This window comes from Methylovulum psychrotolerans, assembly GCF_002209385.1.
Taxonomy (GTDB): Bacteria; Pseudomonadota; Gammaproteobacteria; order Methylococcales; family Methylomonadaceae; genus Methylovulum; species Methylovulum psychrotolerans.
Genome location: NZ_CP022129.1, coordinates 1589383 through 1606176, shown reverse-complemented (window position 1 = coordinate 1606176; position 16794 = coordinate 1589383). Strand labels below are relative to the sequence as shown.

Sequence of the window (16794 nt, the reverse complement as noted above, 5' to 3'; positions counted from 1 at the left end):
TGAAGGTTGCCGTGCGGAAACTATAAATATGCGGCATAACCCGTTTCTTTTTGCTAAAAATGCAGGTCTTTTCCTTTGACTAAAAAAATTATTCGCATTGCCACGCGGCAAAGCCCTTTAGCCGTTTGGCAAGCCGAGCATGTCGCCCAACGTTTACAGCAACTGTTTCCGAATATCAGCACCGAATTGGTGAAAATGGTGACGCGCGGCGATAAAATCCTTGACGCGCCCTTGGCAAAAGTCGGCGGTAAAGGCTTGTTCGTTAAAGAATTAGAGCAAGGTATGCTGGAGGGGATTGCCGATATTGCCGTGCATTCCATGAAAGATGTGCCGGTTGACTTTCCCGACGGCCTGCATTTGGCGGCTATCTTGGAGCGGGAAGACCCTAGTGATGCGTTTGTCTCTAACCGCTATGCGTCGATTGACGACTTGCCCGGCAATGCCAAAATTGGCACGTCTAGCTTACGTCGCCAATGCCAAATTAAAGGGCGTTTCCCCGAAGCCGAAATTCTGTCTTTACGCGGTAATGTCAACACCCGCCTAGCGAAACTCGATGCGGGTGACTATGATGCGATCATTTTGGCCTCGGCAGGGTTAAAGCGTTTGGGCTTGGCGGGGCGGATCCGCCAGGCTTTGCCGGTTAACCTGAGCTTGCCCGCCATAGGGCAGGGGGCGATAGGCATAGAATGCCGGATTGACGATGCCGAAACCAATGCCCTGTTGGCGGCCTTGCACGATGCTGATACGGGTTTATGCGTGGCGGCGGAGCGGGCGATGAACGCACGTTTGCAAGGCGGTTGCCAAGTGCCGATTGCCGGTTTTGCCATTCATCAAGACGGGAAGTTGTATATGCGCGGTTTAGTCGGGGCGCCTGACGGCAGTCTGCTCTACCGTAGCGAGGGCGTGGCCGACTTAGATGCGGCGCAAGACTTGGGCCGCCAAATTGCCGAAGATTTGTTAAGCCAAGGCGCGGATAAAATTCTTCAGGCCTTGTTTGCCGAATGAGCGGGTTAGGCGGGGCGGGTGTGTTAGTGACCAGGCCTGCGCATCAGGCTGAGGTTTTGTGTCGCCTGATTGCCGAACAAGGCGGTACCGCCATCCGTTTCCCGACCTTAGCAATTGAGGCCACCGCAGATACGGTGGCGGTACAAACGGCTTTGGCAAATTTGGGAAATTTTCAATGGCTTATTTTTATTAGCGCCAATGCGGTAAATTTTGCGCTCAAGGCGAATGGTGGCAAAATACCCAAATTAATTGCACCACGCTTAGCGGCCATTGGCCAAAGTACCGCCCAAGCCCTCGCAAATTCGGGCTTGGGTGTCGATCTTGTGCCTGCACAGGGTTTTAACAGCGAAGCCTTGTTGGCGGAGCCGCTTTTGCAACAAGTCGGTGGGCAACGCATCTTAATTGTGCGTGGTGAAGGCGGGCGCGAAGAATTGGCGGCACAGCTACGGCATCGGGGGGCTGAAGTCAGCTATATTGATGTCTATAAACGGGTTATGCCGGATAATAATGCCTCCGAGGTGCAGGCGTTATTAACGCAGCAACGCTTGCAGGCCATTACCATCACCAGCGGCGAAGCCTTGCAGAATCTATTGATGATGGTTGCACCGGCTTACCATCCGTTATTGACGGCGATCCCCGTCATTGTGGTGAGTGGGCGGCTGGCGCAAATGGCAAATAATTTAGGCTTTAAACACGTTGTCGTGGCGGAGCAGCCTGCCGACAGCGCAATGATTAAAGCAGTAACAATGTGTTTAACGGGGAAATAGCGTGGCAGAATTGAGCGGACAACAACAAGAAGAACTGGGCGCAAGCACAAAAGTCCAGCGGTCACGAAACGGATTCTGGTTTGGTATCATCATGTTACTGATTATTGCCAGTTTGGCAGGGGCAGGTTTTTATCTGTTTACCCAACTGCGTGACCGTCAGGAAGGCCTAGGCGGTGAAGTAAAAGGCGAAATGTCCAAACAATTAGGCGACTACCAAAGCCAATTGGCCGCCATCCAAAGCCAACTCGCCGCGTTAGAAACTAACATCAGCAACAAAGACGGCCATTTTACCAAGACGTTGGCCGATTTTTCCCAACTGCATGAAGAAAAGCTGAACAACACGCGTAAGGAATTAGGCGAATCTATCCAGCACCTGCAACGTCAGCTCGGTAAGACCCGTGGCGATTGGCTGATTGCCGATGCCGAATACCTGCTCAGTATCGCCAACGAAAGGCTGCATTTGGTCGGCGATGTCAATACTACCCGTGAAGCCTTGGAAGCCGCCGACCAGCGTTTGCGCGAAAGCGGTGATGTCGGGGTCATTAAAGTCCGCGAGCAAATCGCCAAGGACATCAGTGCCCTGCGCAATATCAGTATGCCTGATATAGTCGGCATTTATGCAAAATTACAGGGCTTGGAAGCGGTGGCCGATAAGCTCAACCTGCTGTTGCCTTATGCCGGCAAGCCTTTATCAGGGGAGACCGCCGTCCATGCCCACGCCGATAGCACAGCCGAAGCCGAAGGCCATGACTTGTTGCAGTCGGCGATGGACCAATTGGAAGGCATTGTCACCATCCGCCACACCGACCAACCGGTTAAGGAAATCTTAACCCCAGAACAGGCCCAGTTTATCCATGAGCAACTGCGCGTGAAGCTGGAAATGGTCAAAATTGCTTTGGTCGAACATAATGAGGCCATTTATCAGGCCGGCCTGGGTGATGCCCAAGCTTGGTTGGCCGAGCATTTTACCAAAAATGACGAGAGCAAGGCGTTAGCTGGCGAACTTGAGCGTTTGGCGGCGGTTAAACTCAACAGCCAATTCCCCGATATTAGCCAATCCTTTAAAATGCTCAGGGACATCGCCAAACTCAGGCTGGATACCGATAAGGACATAAAACCGGAAGCGGAAGCCGCCCCGTCGGCCCCGCCTCCCGCCCCACAGCCTGCCGTACAACCCGCACCGCCCGCAGCAGCCCCCGCTGCCCAACCCAGTACCGAACATGCGCCGGAAGCAGAATAATAACTGAGCATTCAAATGAAAAAACTATTTTCGAAAAAGATACTGTATGTTCTGGTACTGCTTCTGCCTGCCATCGTCTTAGGGGGATTGGCTTATGTTTGGCTAGAGAGTTTTGACACCCCTGGCTATGTCTTATTGGGGATTGGCCATTGGTCGTTGGAAACCACCCTGTCGGTATTCATCTTCGCCCTGATTATCACCTTTTTCCTTTTGTACTTTAGCCTTAGGACGCTGGATTATTTAATCCGCCTACCCGGACAGCTTAAGGCGCGGTCAAGGTTAGTCAAATTTAACCGCTCGCAAGATGCTTTAATCTCCGGTTTGGTCGATTCCGCAGAAGGTAACTGGGAAAGGGCAGAAACCGCCTTAATTAAACATGTTTCCCATAGCGGTGCGCCGTTACTGCATTACCTGACCGCCGCCAAAGCCGCACAATCGCGCGGGGCTTTGGATAAGCGTGACGAATACCTGAAAAAAGCCAGCGACCACGCCCCCGATTCGGCTATCGCCATCGGCCTCACCCAAGCTGAACTGCATCTGTCGGGTAATGAATTCGACCAAGCTTTAGAGGCCTTGGGCAAGCTGCACGCTATTGAACCCAGCCATGCCAGCGTCTTAAAATTGCTGCATCAAACCTACAAAACGATGGGCGACTGGGAGGCTATCCGCAAATTATTGCCGTCCTTACATAGCCATAAGGTGTTATTGGAGGCCGAGATCAGGCAATTGGAAACTGAAGCGTTCACCCGTTTGTTAAAACAATCGGCCGCCACCGGACACATCGACACCCTCCAGCAACATTGGGCGGAAGTTCCCAATTACATCCGCAAACTGTCGGGCATTTCCGCCATTTACTTTGCCGCCATGATTAATGGCGGGGCAGGGGCTGACATTGAAGATGAGCTGGCCTTGGCCCTGTCGATTGATTGGGACACCACGCTATTGGTGCTGTTTGGCAGCGTCCCGTCTAACGATGCCTTAAAGCAACTGGCGATGGCGGAACGCTGGCTATCGGTACATGAAAACGATGCCGTGTTATTGGCGGTGTTAGGTAAATTAAGCGCGAAATGCGCCGATAACACCAAAGCGCGGACGTATTTGCAGCAAAGCTTGGCGATTGAGCCGACCGTGTCCGCTTACCAGTTACTTGGTGATCTGCTCACCGCCGAAGGCGAACAGGCCGAAGCCAGCCAGTGCTATAAAAAAGGTTTGGAATTGGCTTCTAATGAAGCGGTTAGCCGGATAATTCCTGCTGTATAGGCAGTGTGCCGCATATAATAAAACCCCTTACAATCATAAGGTACAAGCATAAAAAGCACCAATAACTGCCGATTTTTATATAAAATATTGATTGTGCGGTAATTTAAAAAGAGAGGCGGGGCTTATGCTAAAAGAAGCGGTTTCATGGGTGTTATTTGCCCTGCTGTTTATTGAAGGCATTTACCTGAACGTCTTACTAGTACGCACCGATTATGCAAGCCATGCGACGACTATTGGCTGTGATGCCCTATTAATGATGTACGCGTTGTGCCTGATGACACTTACCATTGCATCTGCCCTTTTCTTTAAAACTAAGCCCATATCTTATTTCTACTTGATTTTTATGGTGTTAAGTTGCTTCATGTTAGGCGTATTTTCTCTCATGAATGTAACCCAAATTTTTATTGGGATTGGTGGCGACGATATAGAAGGTAGCTGGATGCACTTTTTTTGTCCTCATGGATTCAAGTGATCAGTGCATACCCGTTTTTCAGTAATAACCCTCGCGCGGAACACCTTGTAAAGCGGCTTCCCTTTGCTTCAAGAAAAAAACTTACTGACATTCAGTGCCGTTTTGTAAATCCCCCAAGACAAAGGGATAACCACCCCTGCCCAGGCCAATACCGCCAAGGCGATAGCCAGTGCTTTGGGTTGGGCGGCGGCTTGGGTTTCGGCGGCAATGACCACTGCCGGGGCGGGTTGTTGGGGCGTTTGTTCCGCCAGCAATTGTTCTTCATTCATAAACCATTTCTCGGCAACCGGACGCACCAAGAGGTTGCAAAGCAGGCCGAGCATCAGCATGCCTGCCAGAATCATCATGGTTTGGTTATAGACCTGCTCGCGCGGCAAGCCGATGCTGAGCTGGTATTCGCGCATGTAATTGACGATGACCGGCCCTAGGATACCGGCGGTCGCCCAAGCCGTCAGCAACCGCCCGTGGATGGCGCCGACATTTAAAGTGCCGAACAAATCGGCAAGATAAGCGGGGATGGTGGCAAAGCCGCCGCCATACATGCTCAAGATAAGGCAAAACGCCCCGACAAACAGCAATTTGTTGCCTGAGGCCGCGCTACCTGGGATGCTCAGATACAACAGGCCACCTAAGACAAAAAAGACAATGAAGGTCACTTTTCGCCCCATTTTGTCCGATAAGCTGGCCCAGAAAAACCGCCCGCCAATGTTAAATAAGCTCAGCAGGGCGGTAAATCCGGCGGCGATGGCGGCAATGGCGGCGAGTTGGCTTTTATCCAGTTCGCCGTAAGTTTTGCTGATACCGATCAATTGCCCGCCGAACACTTCTTGCAACATCGGCGAAGACATGCCGATCACGCCGATACCGGCGCTGACATTCATGCACAAGACCCCCCATAACAGCCAAAATTGCTTAATCTTGAAGACGTTCTTAACGTGAACATGGTGGGGGGTAATCATGCGGTTGCGGTTTTGCTTGACGGGGGCTGTCCACCCGGCGGGTTGCCAATTTTCCGGTGGGATGCGGTAGCCGAGCGCGCCTGCCATCATAAAGACGAAATAAATCGTCGCCATACTGATAAATGTCGCCATAACCCCGACATCGCTAGGGCTGGCAAAGAATTTCATCAGTTCGGTCGCTAAGGGTGAGCCGATCATCGCGCCGCCGCCAAAACCCATGATGGCCATGCCGGTCGCCATACCGCGCCGATCGGGAAACCATTTGATGAGGGTGGAGACGGGCGAGATATAACCCAACCCTAGTCCCATGCCGCCGATAACACCCGATCCTAGCAGCATTAACCAAAATTGGTGCAGATAAATGCCTAAGGCGGACAGCAGCATCCCGCCGCACCAACAACAGGCACTGACCACGCCGGCTTTGCGCGGGCCGGCATGTTCCAACCAGCCGCCCCACACCGCTGCCGAAGAGCCTAAAAAGACAAAAAATAAGGTATACATCCAACCGAGTGTGGATATTTTCCAGTCGCAGGTAGTGGTGAACAATTCTTGGAAAAAACCGACTTCGGGAGGGCAGGCCACACTGTCTTTTATGCCGATGGCTTTCGATAACGGCAACCAAAATACCGAGAAGCCATAAGCCATGCCGATACATAAATGGATGGCCAGCGCGGCGGGCGGGACTAGCCAGCGGTTAAAGCCAGCCTCGGCAATAATGCGTTTTTTGTCTAAAAAAGGATAGGTGGTAGGCATCATAATGCAGCTGTGTCAGTTAAGCATAAAAAGGATAAGACTAGTTTAAGCCAAAGCGGATTATTATCAGAACAAAAAAGTGGCGGGCTTTATCGTAGGGTGGGTCAGGGCGAAGTTAAGCCCAAAAGTGTGTGTTTGCAGATGGGGGAGGGGAAACCGTCAGGCAAAAAAAAGCGCATTAAACCGACGACAGGAGTAATGCGCAGTGCTTAACAAAGCAAATTTTATCACGAGGAGGTAAAACAAACCGATGAATGCTTGTATTAAACATAAAGCATATATTATGCCAATAATACAGTTATTAAGGATTTGTTTTATCTCATTGAAAGTAAAGTGTTTATATTTTATTTTGGGATTTTTGCCATTCAGCCGTTTTGTAGGGCTTCGCACCGAAGCCAAGCAAACAGTCCGCTAATTACCCATTAGTGGGCGATAACGTGCCAAAAAAGCCGCTAGCCACGGGCTAAGCCTATTTTGCTTCAAATTGGTGCAAAAGCCTTATAAAAAAAGCCGTCACCGTTGACCACTAACAAGTAGGTGATAGTTAAAGCGGCGGATTTTGTTAGTATAGCCTTCATCTATAAAATAAAGGTTCGGGAAAAAGGTAAATCAATTTACCACTGACATTATGGTATAGTGCTTGCTTAATGATTGCTGTATAAAGTGCCGGGCGTGTCTTCCTTGTGTAGGCGCATCTTTTGGGCTTTAGGGCGGTTAGTGCCAAGCCAGTTCGGCGTGTACTTTTTATCTCCCAACTTTTGATTACCACCCCACACAGGCAATAGGAATAATCATCATGACAATTCGAGTGGCCCTCAGTCACAAAACCAAATATATCTTTGATCGGGCTGTATCTTTGTCGCCGCATGTGTTTCGCTTGCGTCCTGCGGTACATAGTCGGACACCGATTATAGGGTATAGCCTGAATATCGAACCGAAAGAACACTTTATTAATTGGCAGCAAGATCCGTTCGGCAATATTTTGGCGCGGGTCGTGTTTCCTGATAAGTGCCGACATCTCAGTGTTGAAGTGGAGGTTATCGCGGATATGACCGTCATTAACCCCTTCGATTTCTTTGTTGAGGAATATGCCGAAAAATTTCCGTTTAAATATGAGGAACAACTGCTTAAAGAGTTGCAGCCCTATCTTGAAGTCACTGAAGATGGGCCATTGCTGGCGCAATGGGTGGAAGATTTTGATTTGACCCCGCGCAACATCAACGACTTTTTAGTTGATGTCAACCGTAAGCTGTACGGCGACATCAGTTACAATATCCGCATGGAAGTCGGTATTCAAAGTTGCGAAGAATCACTGACCAAACGTAGTGGCTCCTGCCGCGATTCGGCATGGCTATTGGTGCAGATACTGCGCCATTTGGGCTTGGCGGCGCGTTTTGTGTCCGGCTATTTGGTACAGTTGACCGCTGACATTAAATCTTTGGATGGCCCGTCCGGCCCCGAAGAAGATTTTACTGACCTTCATGCTTGGACAGAAGTCTATGTGCCTGGGGCAGGCTGGATAGGCTTAGATCCGACTTCCGGACTGTTGGCAGGGGAAGGCCATATCCCCCTGGCCTGCACACCGCATCCTTCCAGTGCCGCGCCAGTGACCGGGGCGACCGATGAGTGTGAAGTGGAATTTGAGTTTAGCAATTCCGTTGATCGCTTACATGAAGACCCGCGTGTGACCAAGCCTTATACTGACGAGCAATGGTATTACATTGACGCTTTAGGTGAGCAAGTCGACCAGCAATTTCTTGATGACGATGTCCGCCTGACGATGGGCGGTGAGCCGACCTTTGTATCGGTGGATGATATGGAAGGTGGGGAATGGAATACGCTCGCTGATGGTGCGCACAAGCGCGAACGCGCACAAGAGTTGACCAAGCGTCTGCGCGATGTGTTTGCCAAAGGTGCATTGCTACATTATGGGCAGGGCAAATGGTATCCCGGAGAACCGATACCGCGTTGGCAATACGGCATTTTTTGGCGCAAGGACGGTGTGCCTGTTTGGCGGAACCCTGAGTTGCTTGCCGATATTAATAAAGATTATAAGCACACGGTCAAACATGCCGAGCAATTTGTTTTGCAAATGAGCCAGCATTTGGGGGTAAAACCCGGCTATATCAGCGCGGCGTTTGAAGATAATTTTTATTATCTGTGGCAAGAAGGCAATTTGCCGACTAACGTCAACCCGCTAAAATATGATCTGAAAGATTCGATAGAACGCAAAACCATCACCAAGGTGTTGGATGCCAATTTGGCGATACCGGTCGGTTTTGCCCTGCCGCTAAAATGGAACTGGTACGCGCAAACGTGGCAAAGCGGGCCGTGGGATTTCCGGCGCGGCAATATGTTCCTGATCCCCGGCAATTCGCCTATGGGGATGCGGATGCCGCTCAATAGTTTGCCTTGGGTCGCCCCTGATAAGCGTGACCACCAGGAACCCCAAAGCTTGTTTGGCGATTTGCCGGAATTAGGCGATTATTACGGCGAAGTGGCTCGCCGTTACAGCCATTTTGAGGAAAAAACCAAGGAACATCCAGAGATTGTCGACCAAGAAGTTGGCGATGCGCCGACTGTACACGTCGAAGTGCCGCACACCGCCGTGTGTATCGAACCGCGTGATGGCCGCCTGCACATTTTTATGCCGCCGTTATCGCTGCTGGAGCATTATCTGGATTTGATCGCCGCAATTGAGGCGACCGCCGAGAAGTTGGCGATGCCTGTCGTGCTTGAAGGCTATGAGCCGCCGCGTGATTACCGGATTGAACGCCTAATGGTCACGCCTGACCCAGGGGTGATTGAGGTCAATATCCATCCGTCCAAAAGCTGGCGGGAATTGGTCGATAAAACTACTATTTTGTACGAACAGGCTTTCCAAGTCCGTTTGGGTACGGAAAAATTCATGTTGGACGGCCGCCATACAGGGACGGGCGGCGGCAACCATATTACGATGGGGGCGGAAACCCCGACCGATAGCCCCTTGTTACGCCGCCCCGATTTGTTGCGCAGTTTGGTGACGTATTGGCAGCATCATCCTGGCTTGTCTTATCTGTTTTCCGGCATGTTTATCGGCCCTACCAGCCAAGCCCCGCGTGTTGATGAAGGCAGGGATGAGAAGTTGTATGAGTTGGAAATCGCTTTCCAGCAAATGCCCGAAGGTGAAGTCCCGGCACCGTGGTTGGTGGACAGGTTACTTAGGCATTTGTTGACCGACATTACCGGCAATACGCACCGTTCGGAATTTTGTATCGATAAACTATACTCACCTGACAGTTCCACAGGCCGTTTAGGCATTTTGGAACTGCGGGCTTTTGAAATGCCGCCCCATGCCCGGATGTCGTTGGTGCAGATGGTGTTGTTGCGCTCGTTGATCGCTTGGTTTTGGCGCAATCCGTACAAGCACGAATTGGTGCGGTGGGGTACGGAGTTGCATGACCGCTTTATGTTGCCGCATTATGTGCGTGAAGATTTGCGCCATGTCGTCAAAGATTTGCAACGTGGCGGGTACGCTTTTGAATTGGAATGGCTAGACCCATTTTTTGAATTCCGCTTCCCGCGCTACGGCACCACCATGATTGATGAGATGGAATTGGAGTTGCGTTTTGCCATCGAACCTTGGCATGTGTTGGGTGAGGAGGTCAGCAGTACCGGCACCGCCCGTTATGTCGATTCTTCAGTGGAGCGTTTGCAGATAAAAGTGACGGGCTTTACCGAAGGCCGTTATGTCTTGGCCTGTAATGGCCGCCGCCTACCGATGCGCAGTACCGGACGCAAAGGCGAATATACCGCCGGAGTCCGCTACCGCGCTTGGCAACCGCCGTCAGCTTTACACCCGACCATAGCCCCGCACGTTCCGCTAGTGTTTGATGTCATTGATACTTGGAACGGCCATGCCATAGGTGGTTGTACTTATCATGTCGCCCATCCGGGTGGCCGCAGTTATGATTCGTTTCCGGTCAACAGTTTTGAGGCCGAAGCGCGGCGCATTACCCGTTTCTGGGATTATGGGCACACCCCTGGGGCGGTCATCCGTCCACCGTTATCGGCCTCTTACTCAGAAGCCTCGGAAAAGCCGTTCCTGAACCGTTTCAGTATCAGTAATGCCGCGCCGAGACCGATGGCGCCGCCCGCTGAGGAGCTGAATCCTGAATATCCGTTCACCCTGGATTTACGGTTGCGGGGACGCTGATTAAGGTGTAAAACAATATTATATTGGCCTGGTTAACCGATGGGGTAAAAAGCCATTTTTACCCCATCGCCGTATTATCCAAACCATAAAAATTAACCAACCAAAGGCCTAGTGAGTGCGTAGCCCTAGTGAATTAGCCAACGACATCGGTGTGCAATATTACGAGACCCGACTGGGTGTCTATGATGAAATGGTCACGACTGAGCATAAGGTCTTGCCCTATTGGCAGCATTTTGTCAACGCCTTGGAAACCATGGGCAGCGAGGAAATCGAGCATCGCCGCCGTGAAGCCCAACGCCTACTCAGAGAAAACGGCGTTACTTATAATGTCTATGGCGATACCCAAAAACTGACCAGGCCGTGGCGGTTAGACCCTATCCCTTTGCTGATCAGCAGTGAGGAATGGACGGTTATTGAAGCGGGTTTAAAGCAACGGGCGCGGCTGTTGGATTTGATCCTTAAAGATATTTATGGCGAACAAAACCTGCTGAAAAAAGGCTTGTTGCCTATGGAACTGGTCTTTGCCCATCAGGGTTTTTTGCATCCCTGTCAGGGGACTTTGCAAAACCAGCCTATCCAATTGACAATTTATTCGGCCAACTTAGTCCGTGGTGCCAAAGGCCGCTTTTGGGTATTGGATGACCGCGCCCAAGCCCCGTCAGGCTTTGGCTACGCGCTGGAGAACCGTACCGTCATGACGCGGGTCTTGCCGGATATTTTGCGCGATACCCAAGTCCACCGCCTGTCGGGTTTTTTTAAGGGCCTCAGTAAAGGCTTGGCCAATATTGCCCTGCACAATAAGGAAAATCCCCGGATTGTCGTCCTGACTCCGGGCCCTTTTAACGAGACTTATTTTGAACATGCGTATTTGGCGGCTTATCTAGGCTATACCTTGGTGCAAGGTGATGACTTGACGGTGCGGGACGGGCATGTTTGGCTAAAATCGTTGGAAGGCTTGCAGCATGTTGATGTGATTTTGCGCCGTGTCGACGATTCTTTTTGTGATCCTTTGGAACTGCGTATCGATTCGCGTTTGGGGGTGACCGGCTTATTGGAGGCGGTACGGCGCGGCAATGTGGCGATAGCCAACCCCTTAGGCAGCAGCGTCTTAGAAAATCCGGCTTTGCTGGCATTTTTACCGAAACTGGCCAGGTACTTTTTGAATGAAGACCTACTTTTGCCGTCAGTGGCGACGTGGTGGTGCGGACAACAGCGCGAGCGTGATTTTGTCCTGCAAAACCTCGAACATCTGGATATTAAGCAAATCAACCGTCGGCAAGATACTAGCTTTTTGGCGGGCAATACCTTAAGTGCCGCGCAAAAAGATGCCTTACGCGCGGCAATTTTAGCCAAGCCGCATTTGTATGTCGGCCAAGAGCAAGTGACCCCTTCGACCGTACCTTCTTTTATCAGCCACCGTATCCAACCGCGCACGGCGGTGTTACGCAATTTTGTAGTGGCTAATGGTGAAGATTACTTGGTCATGCCAGGTGGCCTGACGCGTGTCGCTCAAGATAAGGACGATGTGGCCGTTTCTAACCAAGCAGGCGGCATCAGTAAGGACACTTGGGTATTGGCGGCCGAGCCTAGCCAAGCGCCGAGTGTTTTGGTTCAGCCGAACCGTTTGTTTCTGCTTGATGCCGTCACCGAACCGTTAACCAGCCGCGCCGCCGACCATTTGTTTTGGGTAGGGCGTTATCTGGAACGTACGGAAGCGGTCGCCCGGTTATTGCGTACGGCCTTGTTAAAATATCAGGACATGCTGGAGTTTAAGGACACGATTGACAGTGTCGCGCTGGCGGCCTTACTGCATAGCCTTACTCACGTTACAATGACGTATCCTGGGTTTGTTAACGGCCCGCCTGAGAGCTTGGAACATCCGCAAGACGAATTATTATCCCTTGCTAAAGATGGCCACCGCCCTGGGTCATTGGCGGCAAATATCCAGGCATTCGTCCAATCCGCCTATAATATCCGTGACTTATGGTCACAGGATACTTGGCGGAGTGTCGATAATATCCAGTACCGCTGGAAATTGCGGGTGGTCAATGGGGAAATCGTCATTGAGCAATTGCAAAGTTATTTGGATGACCTGATTACTGGGGTCGTGGCTTTTTCCGGTCTGACTAGCGAAACCATGACCCGTGAGGCCGGCTGGCTGATGCTGGGTAGTGGCCGCCGCTTGGAACGGGCTTTGGCGTTGATTGCCTTATTACGCGCCACGCTGGTCCAGCGTTATGACACGGCGGTGCAAAATCAAGTATTGGAGGCGGTGCTGTTTTCTACCGACAGCCTGACCATTTACCAGCGCCGCTACCGTTCTTTTATGGAATTGTCGGCAGTGCTGGAATTGTTGCTGTTGGACGAGACCCATCCGCGTTCGGTGGCCTATCAGCTACGCTTGTTATCTGAGCATATCAGCGCCTTACCTAGAGACCGAAGCAAGCGTAAGTTAAGCGAAGAAGAGCGTTTGATTATTAAAGCTTATACTGACTTGCGTTTGAGCAATATCGTCGATTTGCTAAAAATTAGCGATGACGAGGGCATCTATACGCAGTTGGAGCAATTGCTTGCCGACACCACAAAATTATTGTGGGGGATTGCCGATACTATCGCCCAAGCCTATTTCAGCCATTCCCAGACCTCGCAATTAATGACCGCGAATATCCCGCCTGAGGACGAGCCGTGAAATACCGCATCACCCATACAACGACCTACAATTACAGCCAAGCCGTTGGTTTATGCCAAAACCAAGCGCGTTTGCAGCCGCGCAATTTTTGGCGGCAACATTGTGTGGACAGCCGTTTTGAGATTATCCCGCCCCCTAAAGATTTTCGGGAACTGAGCGATTATTTCGGCAACCGCCTCGCCTATTTTGCCATCCAGCAACCACATAGGCAGCTAGTGGTGACGGCAGTCAGCGATATCAGCTTATTTCCCGGACGGCAACGGCATGAACTGTTACCGCAGCAAAGCTGGCGGCAGGTGCAGCATTTTTTTCAGGAAACCTCCGGGCAAAACCTGAATAAGCAACAACTGCAAACCTTATTGGAGGCCAAGCAATATGTTTTGGATTCGCCGATGATTAGTGCTTCGCCGGAATTGGCGGACTACGCCCTGCCGTCTTTTCAAGACGACCGCCCGCTGCTGGATGTCGTGTCGGATTTGATGCGGCGGATTTACACCGATTTTACTTACGACCCCACTTCCACGACTATTGCCACACCCTTATTGGAGGTGTTGGCGAAACGGCGCGGGGTTTGTCAGGATTTTGCCCATTTGGCTATCGGTTGTCTGCGTAGCTTTGGCATTCCTGCCCGTTATGTCAGCGGTTATCTGGAAACCGTACCCGCTCCGGGCAAACCCCGCTTAGTGGGTGCCGACGCTTCCCATGCGTGGTTTGCCGTTTACATCCCTGATTTGGGCTGGCTGGATTTTGACCCGACCAACAACAAAATGCCCCATGACCAGCATATCACGTTGGCTTGGGGACGTGATTATGCCGATGTCACGCCGCTAAAAGGCATTGCTTTCGGGGGAGGCCAGCATACTCTGTCGGTCTCTGTGGATGTGTTGCGCCTGGAGGGGGACGGAGGATTTGGCGAAGAATTTTTTTAACCTTTACCAGCATAACCATAAGGCTATTGCTAAGCATTCAAACTAAAACGGAGGATTTTATGACTACTATACATCTAATTGGCGGTGAAAAAGGCGGTGTCGGCAAATCGGTGCTGGCGCGGGTATTGGCGCAATATATGATTGACAGCAATATCCCTTTTATTGGTTTCGACACTGACCGCTCACACGGTGCGTTACTGCGTTTTTATGCCGATTATGCGTCACCGACCATCATTGACGATTACCAAAGCCTGGATGTTATCATGGAAACGGCGGTCGCCAATCCTGAGCAACGGGTGTTGGTGGACTTGGCGGCGCAAACTCACCATTCGTTGGCGACATGGATAGATGATGGCGGAGTGCTGGAATTAGCCGAAGAAATGGGCGTGTCTTTGGTGTATTGGAATGTTATGGATTCGGGTAAGGACAGTGTCGAACTGCTCAGTAAGCTGTTGGACCATTATGGCGTGAAATTACACTATGTTCTGGTGCAAAACCAAGTGCGTGAAGATGATTTCAGCTTACTGGAATTTTCCGGTGTTAAAGACCGTGCGGTGGATATGGGCGCAAAAGTGATGACGCTAAAACGTTTGTATACGCCGATCATGACCAAAATTGACGGTAACAATTCCAGTTTTTGGGCGGCCAGAAACCGTGACCTTGAAAACCTTAACGCCTTGGGCCTGATTGATAGGCAGCGGGTCAAAATGTGGTTGAACCATGCCTATAGCCAGCTTGATATGTTGGGCGTTTGAACCGTTTGATGGGCAGGGCAGGGGATAAAACGGTTATGAGGCTGTTAGTCACTTGTAACTTATGCTTCCAAATTGATAATCCGGTCGCGCTGATCTTAATGTTGCGGCCATTTCGGGGCATACAACAATGGATTATCCGGGAGACCTACACCATCAAGCCCGCCGTGGCAGTGACCGAAAGCACGGATAGTTACGGTAATTCCTGCCAGCGGCTGGTAGCACCACAAGGGGATTTTTTACTTTATACCTCGGCGGAAGTGATTGTTAATGATTTTATCGACACCATGCCGGGAGCGCATTTTGTCGAAATCCAATACTTGCCTAATGATGTCTTGCCGTATCTGTTGCCTAGCCGCTATTGCGAATCTGACCGCTTTGGTGAGCTGGCCAGAGACCTGACCGCAGGGGCTTTGCCGGGTTATGACCAAGTGGCTTGCCTGGCCGACTGGATACGCCAAAATGTGCAGTATTTACCCGGCTCTAGCGATGTCCATTTGTCGGCGACCGAAATTTACCAACGGGGTTTCGGGGTCTGCCGTGACTTGGCACATTTGGGGATAGCCTTATGCCGCAGCATCAGCATTCCGGCACGGATTGTCGTGGGGTATCTGCATAATCTCCAGCCTATGGATATGCACGCTTGGTTTGAGGCCTATATTGGCGGGCAATGGTATGCTTTTGACCCTACCCAATATGGCTTATATGGTGGGCGGGTGATTATCGCATTTGGCCGCGATGCCGCCGATGTATCGGTTTTTCACCAGTTCGGTTTCGGGGCAATCCTCACCAGCATGGTGGTGCGGGTGGAAAACTTGGGTAATTCCATGAATTGATGGCGCATTTCTGTCCGAAAAAGATTAAAATAGCGGTCATTTTGAACGTCTCATAAAAAATAACAACTATGACTTATTGTATTGCAGCTTCAATCAACGAAGGGTTAATCCTGGTTTCCGATTCAAGAACCAATGCGGGTATTGATAATGTAAGTACGCATGGCAAAATGCACGCTTTCGATAGCCGTCCCGACCGCAAGATAATTTTGCTTTCGGCGGGTAACCTTGCCACTACTCAGGCCGTCCTTGAGCAAATGCACCGCGATAAAATCAAAGAGGCCAAGGTGAATATCAATACGGTCGAATGCTTGTCCGAAGCCGCCGATTATTTAGGCCATATCAGCGTCGAAAAACAAAAGCAGCACATCAATACTCAGGGTCAATCGGCCTTTAACCCGTCGGCGACGTTTATTTTGGCCGGACAAATCGGCGGGGAGCCGCACGGCGCGTATATGATCTATGCCGAAGGCAATAGCATCACCACTTCCGCCAACACGCCCTTTTTGCAAATTGGCGAAAGCAAATACGGTAAGCCGATCCTTGACCGTTTCCTTAAGCTGGACACTTCCATAGATGAAGCGGCGCGGTGCTGCCTGGTGTCTATGGACTCGACTATCCGCAGTAACGCCAGTGTCGGTGCGCCGGTAGAAATGCTGGTATACCGTAAAGACAGCTTCGCTTTTCAGGAATATTATTGTTTTGATGACGGCGACGATTACATGCTCCAGCTCCGCCGTAGCTGGGAAACGAAACTACGCGAGGCTATCGCGGCTTTGCCTTCGTTGGATAAAAATGCGGTTAAGCCAATGCGTGTAGAACTGTAAATGCTTGGGCAAACGGCATCCTGTCTTTGGGCAGGGTGCTTTTTTAGCTTACGCAAAATCTTGTGATGAAAGTAACGGGCAAAATATTTCCCCCTTCCTTGAAAGTGTCGCCG

General features: G+C 50.9%; 12 protein-coding genes. 11 read left to right on the top strand and 1 reads right to left on the bottom strand.

The genetic code is table 11. From position 1 onward, the window contains the following. The first annotated feature begins 75 nt into the window (after nucleotides 1-75). The 5 genes from hemC (at nucleotide 76) to CEK71_RS07260 (ending at nucleotide 4744) form a co-directional block, all read left to right on the top strand. Nucleotides 76-1005, top strand: a complete 930-nt coding sequence (gene hemC / locus CEK71_RS07280) for a hydroxymethylbilane synthase (RefSeq protein WP_088618768.1) — start codon at nucleotides 76-78, stop codon at nucleotides 1003-1005. Continuing rightward, nucleotides 1002-1772: a uroporphyrinogen-III synthase gene (locus CEK71_RS07275; RefSeq protein ID WP_088618767.1), complete on the top strand. Its 771-nt coding sequence runs from the start codon at nucleotides 1002-1004 to the stop codon at nucleotides 1770-1772. Before hemC ends, CEK71_RS07275 begins: the two co-directional genes overlap by 4 nt. 1 nt (nucleotide 1773) lies before the next feature. Beyond that, nucleotides 1774-3012: a uroporphyrinogen-III C-methyltransferase gene (locus CEK71_RS07270; protein WP_088618766.1), complete on the top strand. Its 1239-nt coding sequence runs from the start codon at nucleotides 1774-1776 to the stop codon at nucleotides 3010-3012. Between the two features lie 15 nt (nucleotides 3013-3027). After that, a complete protein-coding gene (locus tag CEK71_RS07265; protein WP_088618765.1) occupies nucleotides 3028-4272 on the top strand; it encodes a heme biosynthesis HemY N-terminal domain-containing protein in 1245 nt (414 codons plus the stop codon). A 124-nt stretch (nucleotides 4273-4396) separates the two neighbouring features. After that, nucleotides 4397-4744, top strand: coding sequence for a hypothetical protein (locus tag CEK71_RS07260; RefSeq protein WP_088618764.1), 348 nt, complete (start codon nucleotides 4397-4399; stop codon nucleotides 4742-4744). A gap of 68 nt (nucleotides 4745-4812) precedes the next feature. Here CEK71_RS07260 and CEK71_RS07255 read toward each other — a convergent pair whose 3' ends face one another. After that, nucleotides 4813-6459 (bottom strand): OFA family MFS transporter, encoded by a 1647-nt coding sequence (locus tag CEK71_RS07255; protein WP_088618763.1) that lies wholly within the window; start codon nucleotides 6457-6459, stop codon nucleotides 4813-4815. Nucleotides 6460-7252: 793 nt separating this feature from the next. On the opposite strand from CEK71_RS07255, the gene CEK71_RS07250 reads away from it, so the two are divergent. The 6 genes from CEK71_RS07250 (at nucleotide 7253) to CEK71_RS07225 (ending at nucleotide 16681) form a co-directional block, all read left to right on the top strand. Continuing rightward, entirely contained in the window at nucleotides 7253-10651 is a 3399-nt protein-coding gene (locus CEK71_RS07250; RefSeq protein WP_088618762.1) for a transglutaminase family protein, read from the top strand. A gap of 115 nt (nucleotides 10652-10766) precedes the next feature. After that, the gene (locus CEK71_RS07245; RefSeq protein ID WP_332455534.1) at nucleotides 10767-13340 is read left to right on the top strand and encodes a circularly permuted type 2 ATP-grasp protein; all 2574 of its coding nucleotides are present in this window, start codon (nucleotides 10767-10769) and stop codon (nucleotides 13338-13340) included. Further along, nucleotides 13337-14269: a transglutaminase family protein gene (locus CEK71_RS07240; protein ID WP_088618761.1), complete on the top strand. Its 933-nt coding sequence runs from the start codon at nucleotides 13337-13339 to the stop codon at nucleotides 14267-14269. Before CEK71_RS07245 ends, CEK71_RS07240 begins: the two co-directional genes overlap by 4 nt. A 59-nt stretch (nucleotides 14270-14328) precedes the next feature. After that, on the top strand, nucleotides 14329-15024 hold the full coding sequence (locus CEK71_RS07235) for a P-loop NTPase family protein (RefSeq protein WP_088618760.1): 696 nt from the start codon (nucleotides 14329-14331) through the stop codon (nucleotides 15022-15024). A gap of 35 nt (nucleotides 15025-15059) precedes the next feature. Continuing rightward, on the top strand, nucleotides 15060-15857 hold the full coding sequence (locus CEK71_RS07230) for a transglutaminase-like domain-containing protein (protein ID WP_088621533.1): 798 nt from the start codon (nucleotides 15060-15062) through the stop codon (nucleotides 15855-15857). Nucleotides 15858-15925: 68 nt separating this feature from the next. Continuing rightward, complete coding sequence (locus CEK71_RS07225; RefSeq protein ID WP_088618759.1) at nucleotides 15926-16681, top strand: peptidase; 756 nt, start codon at nucleotides 15926-15928, stop codon at nucleotides 16679-16681. Nucleotides 16682-16794: the final 113 nt, after the last annotated feature.

Excerpts from the sequence above, each read along its gene's own strand:
- CEK71_RS07260 (WP_088618764.1), top strand. The coding sequence starts at position 4,397 with ATGCTAAAAGAAGCGGTTTCATGGGTGTTATTTGCCCTGCTGTTTATT.
- CEK71_RS07235 (WP_088618760.1), top strand. The coding sequence starts at position 14,329 with ATGACTACTATACATCTAATTGGCGGTGAAAAAGGCGGTGTCGGCAAA.
- CEK71_RS07230 (WP_088621533.1), top strand. The coding sequence starts at position 15,060 with ATGAGGCTGTTAGTCACTTGTAACTTATGCTTCCAAATTGATAATCCG.
- CEK71_RS07255 (WP_088618763.1), bottom strand. The coding sequence starts at position 6,459 with ATGATGCCTACCACCTATCCTTTTTTAGACAAAAAACGCATTATTGCC.
- CEK71_RS07250 (WP_088618762.1), top strand. The coding sequence starts at position 7,253 with ATGACAATTCGAGTGGCCCTCAGTCACAAAACCAAATATATCTTTGAT.
- CEK71_RS07225 (WP_088618759.1), top strand. The coding sequence starts at position 15,926 with ATGACTTATTGTATTGCAGCTTCAATCAACGAAGGGTTAATCCTGGTT.
- CEK71_RS07275 (WP_088618767.1), top strand. The coding sequence starts at position 1,002 with ATGAGCGGGTTAGGCGGGGCGGGTGTGTTAGTGACCAGGCCTGCGCAT.
- CEK71_RS07265 (WP_088618765.1), top strand. The coding sequence starts at position 3,028 with ATGAAAAAACTATTTTCGAAAAAGATACTGTATGTTCTGGTACTGCTT.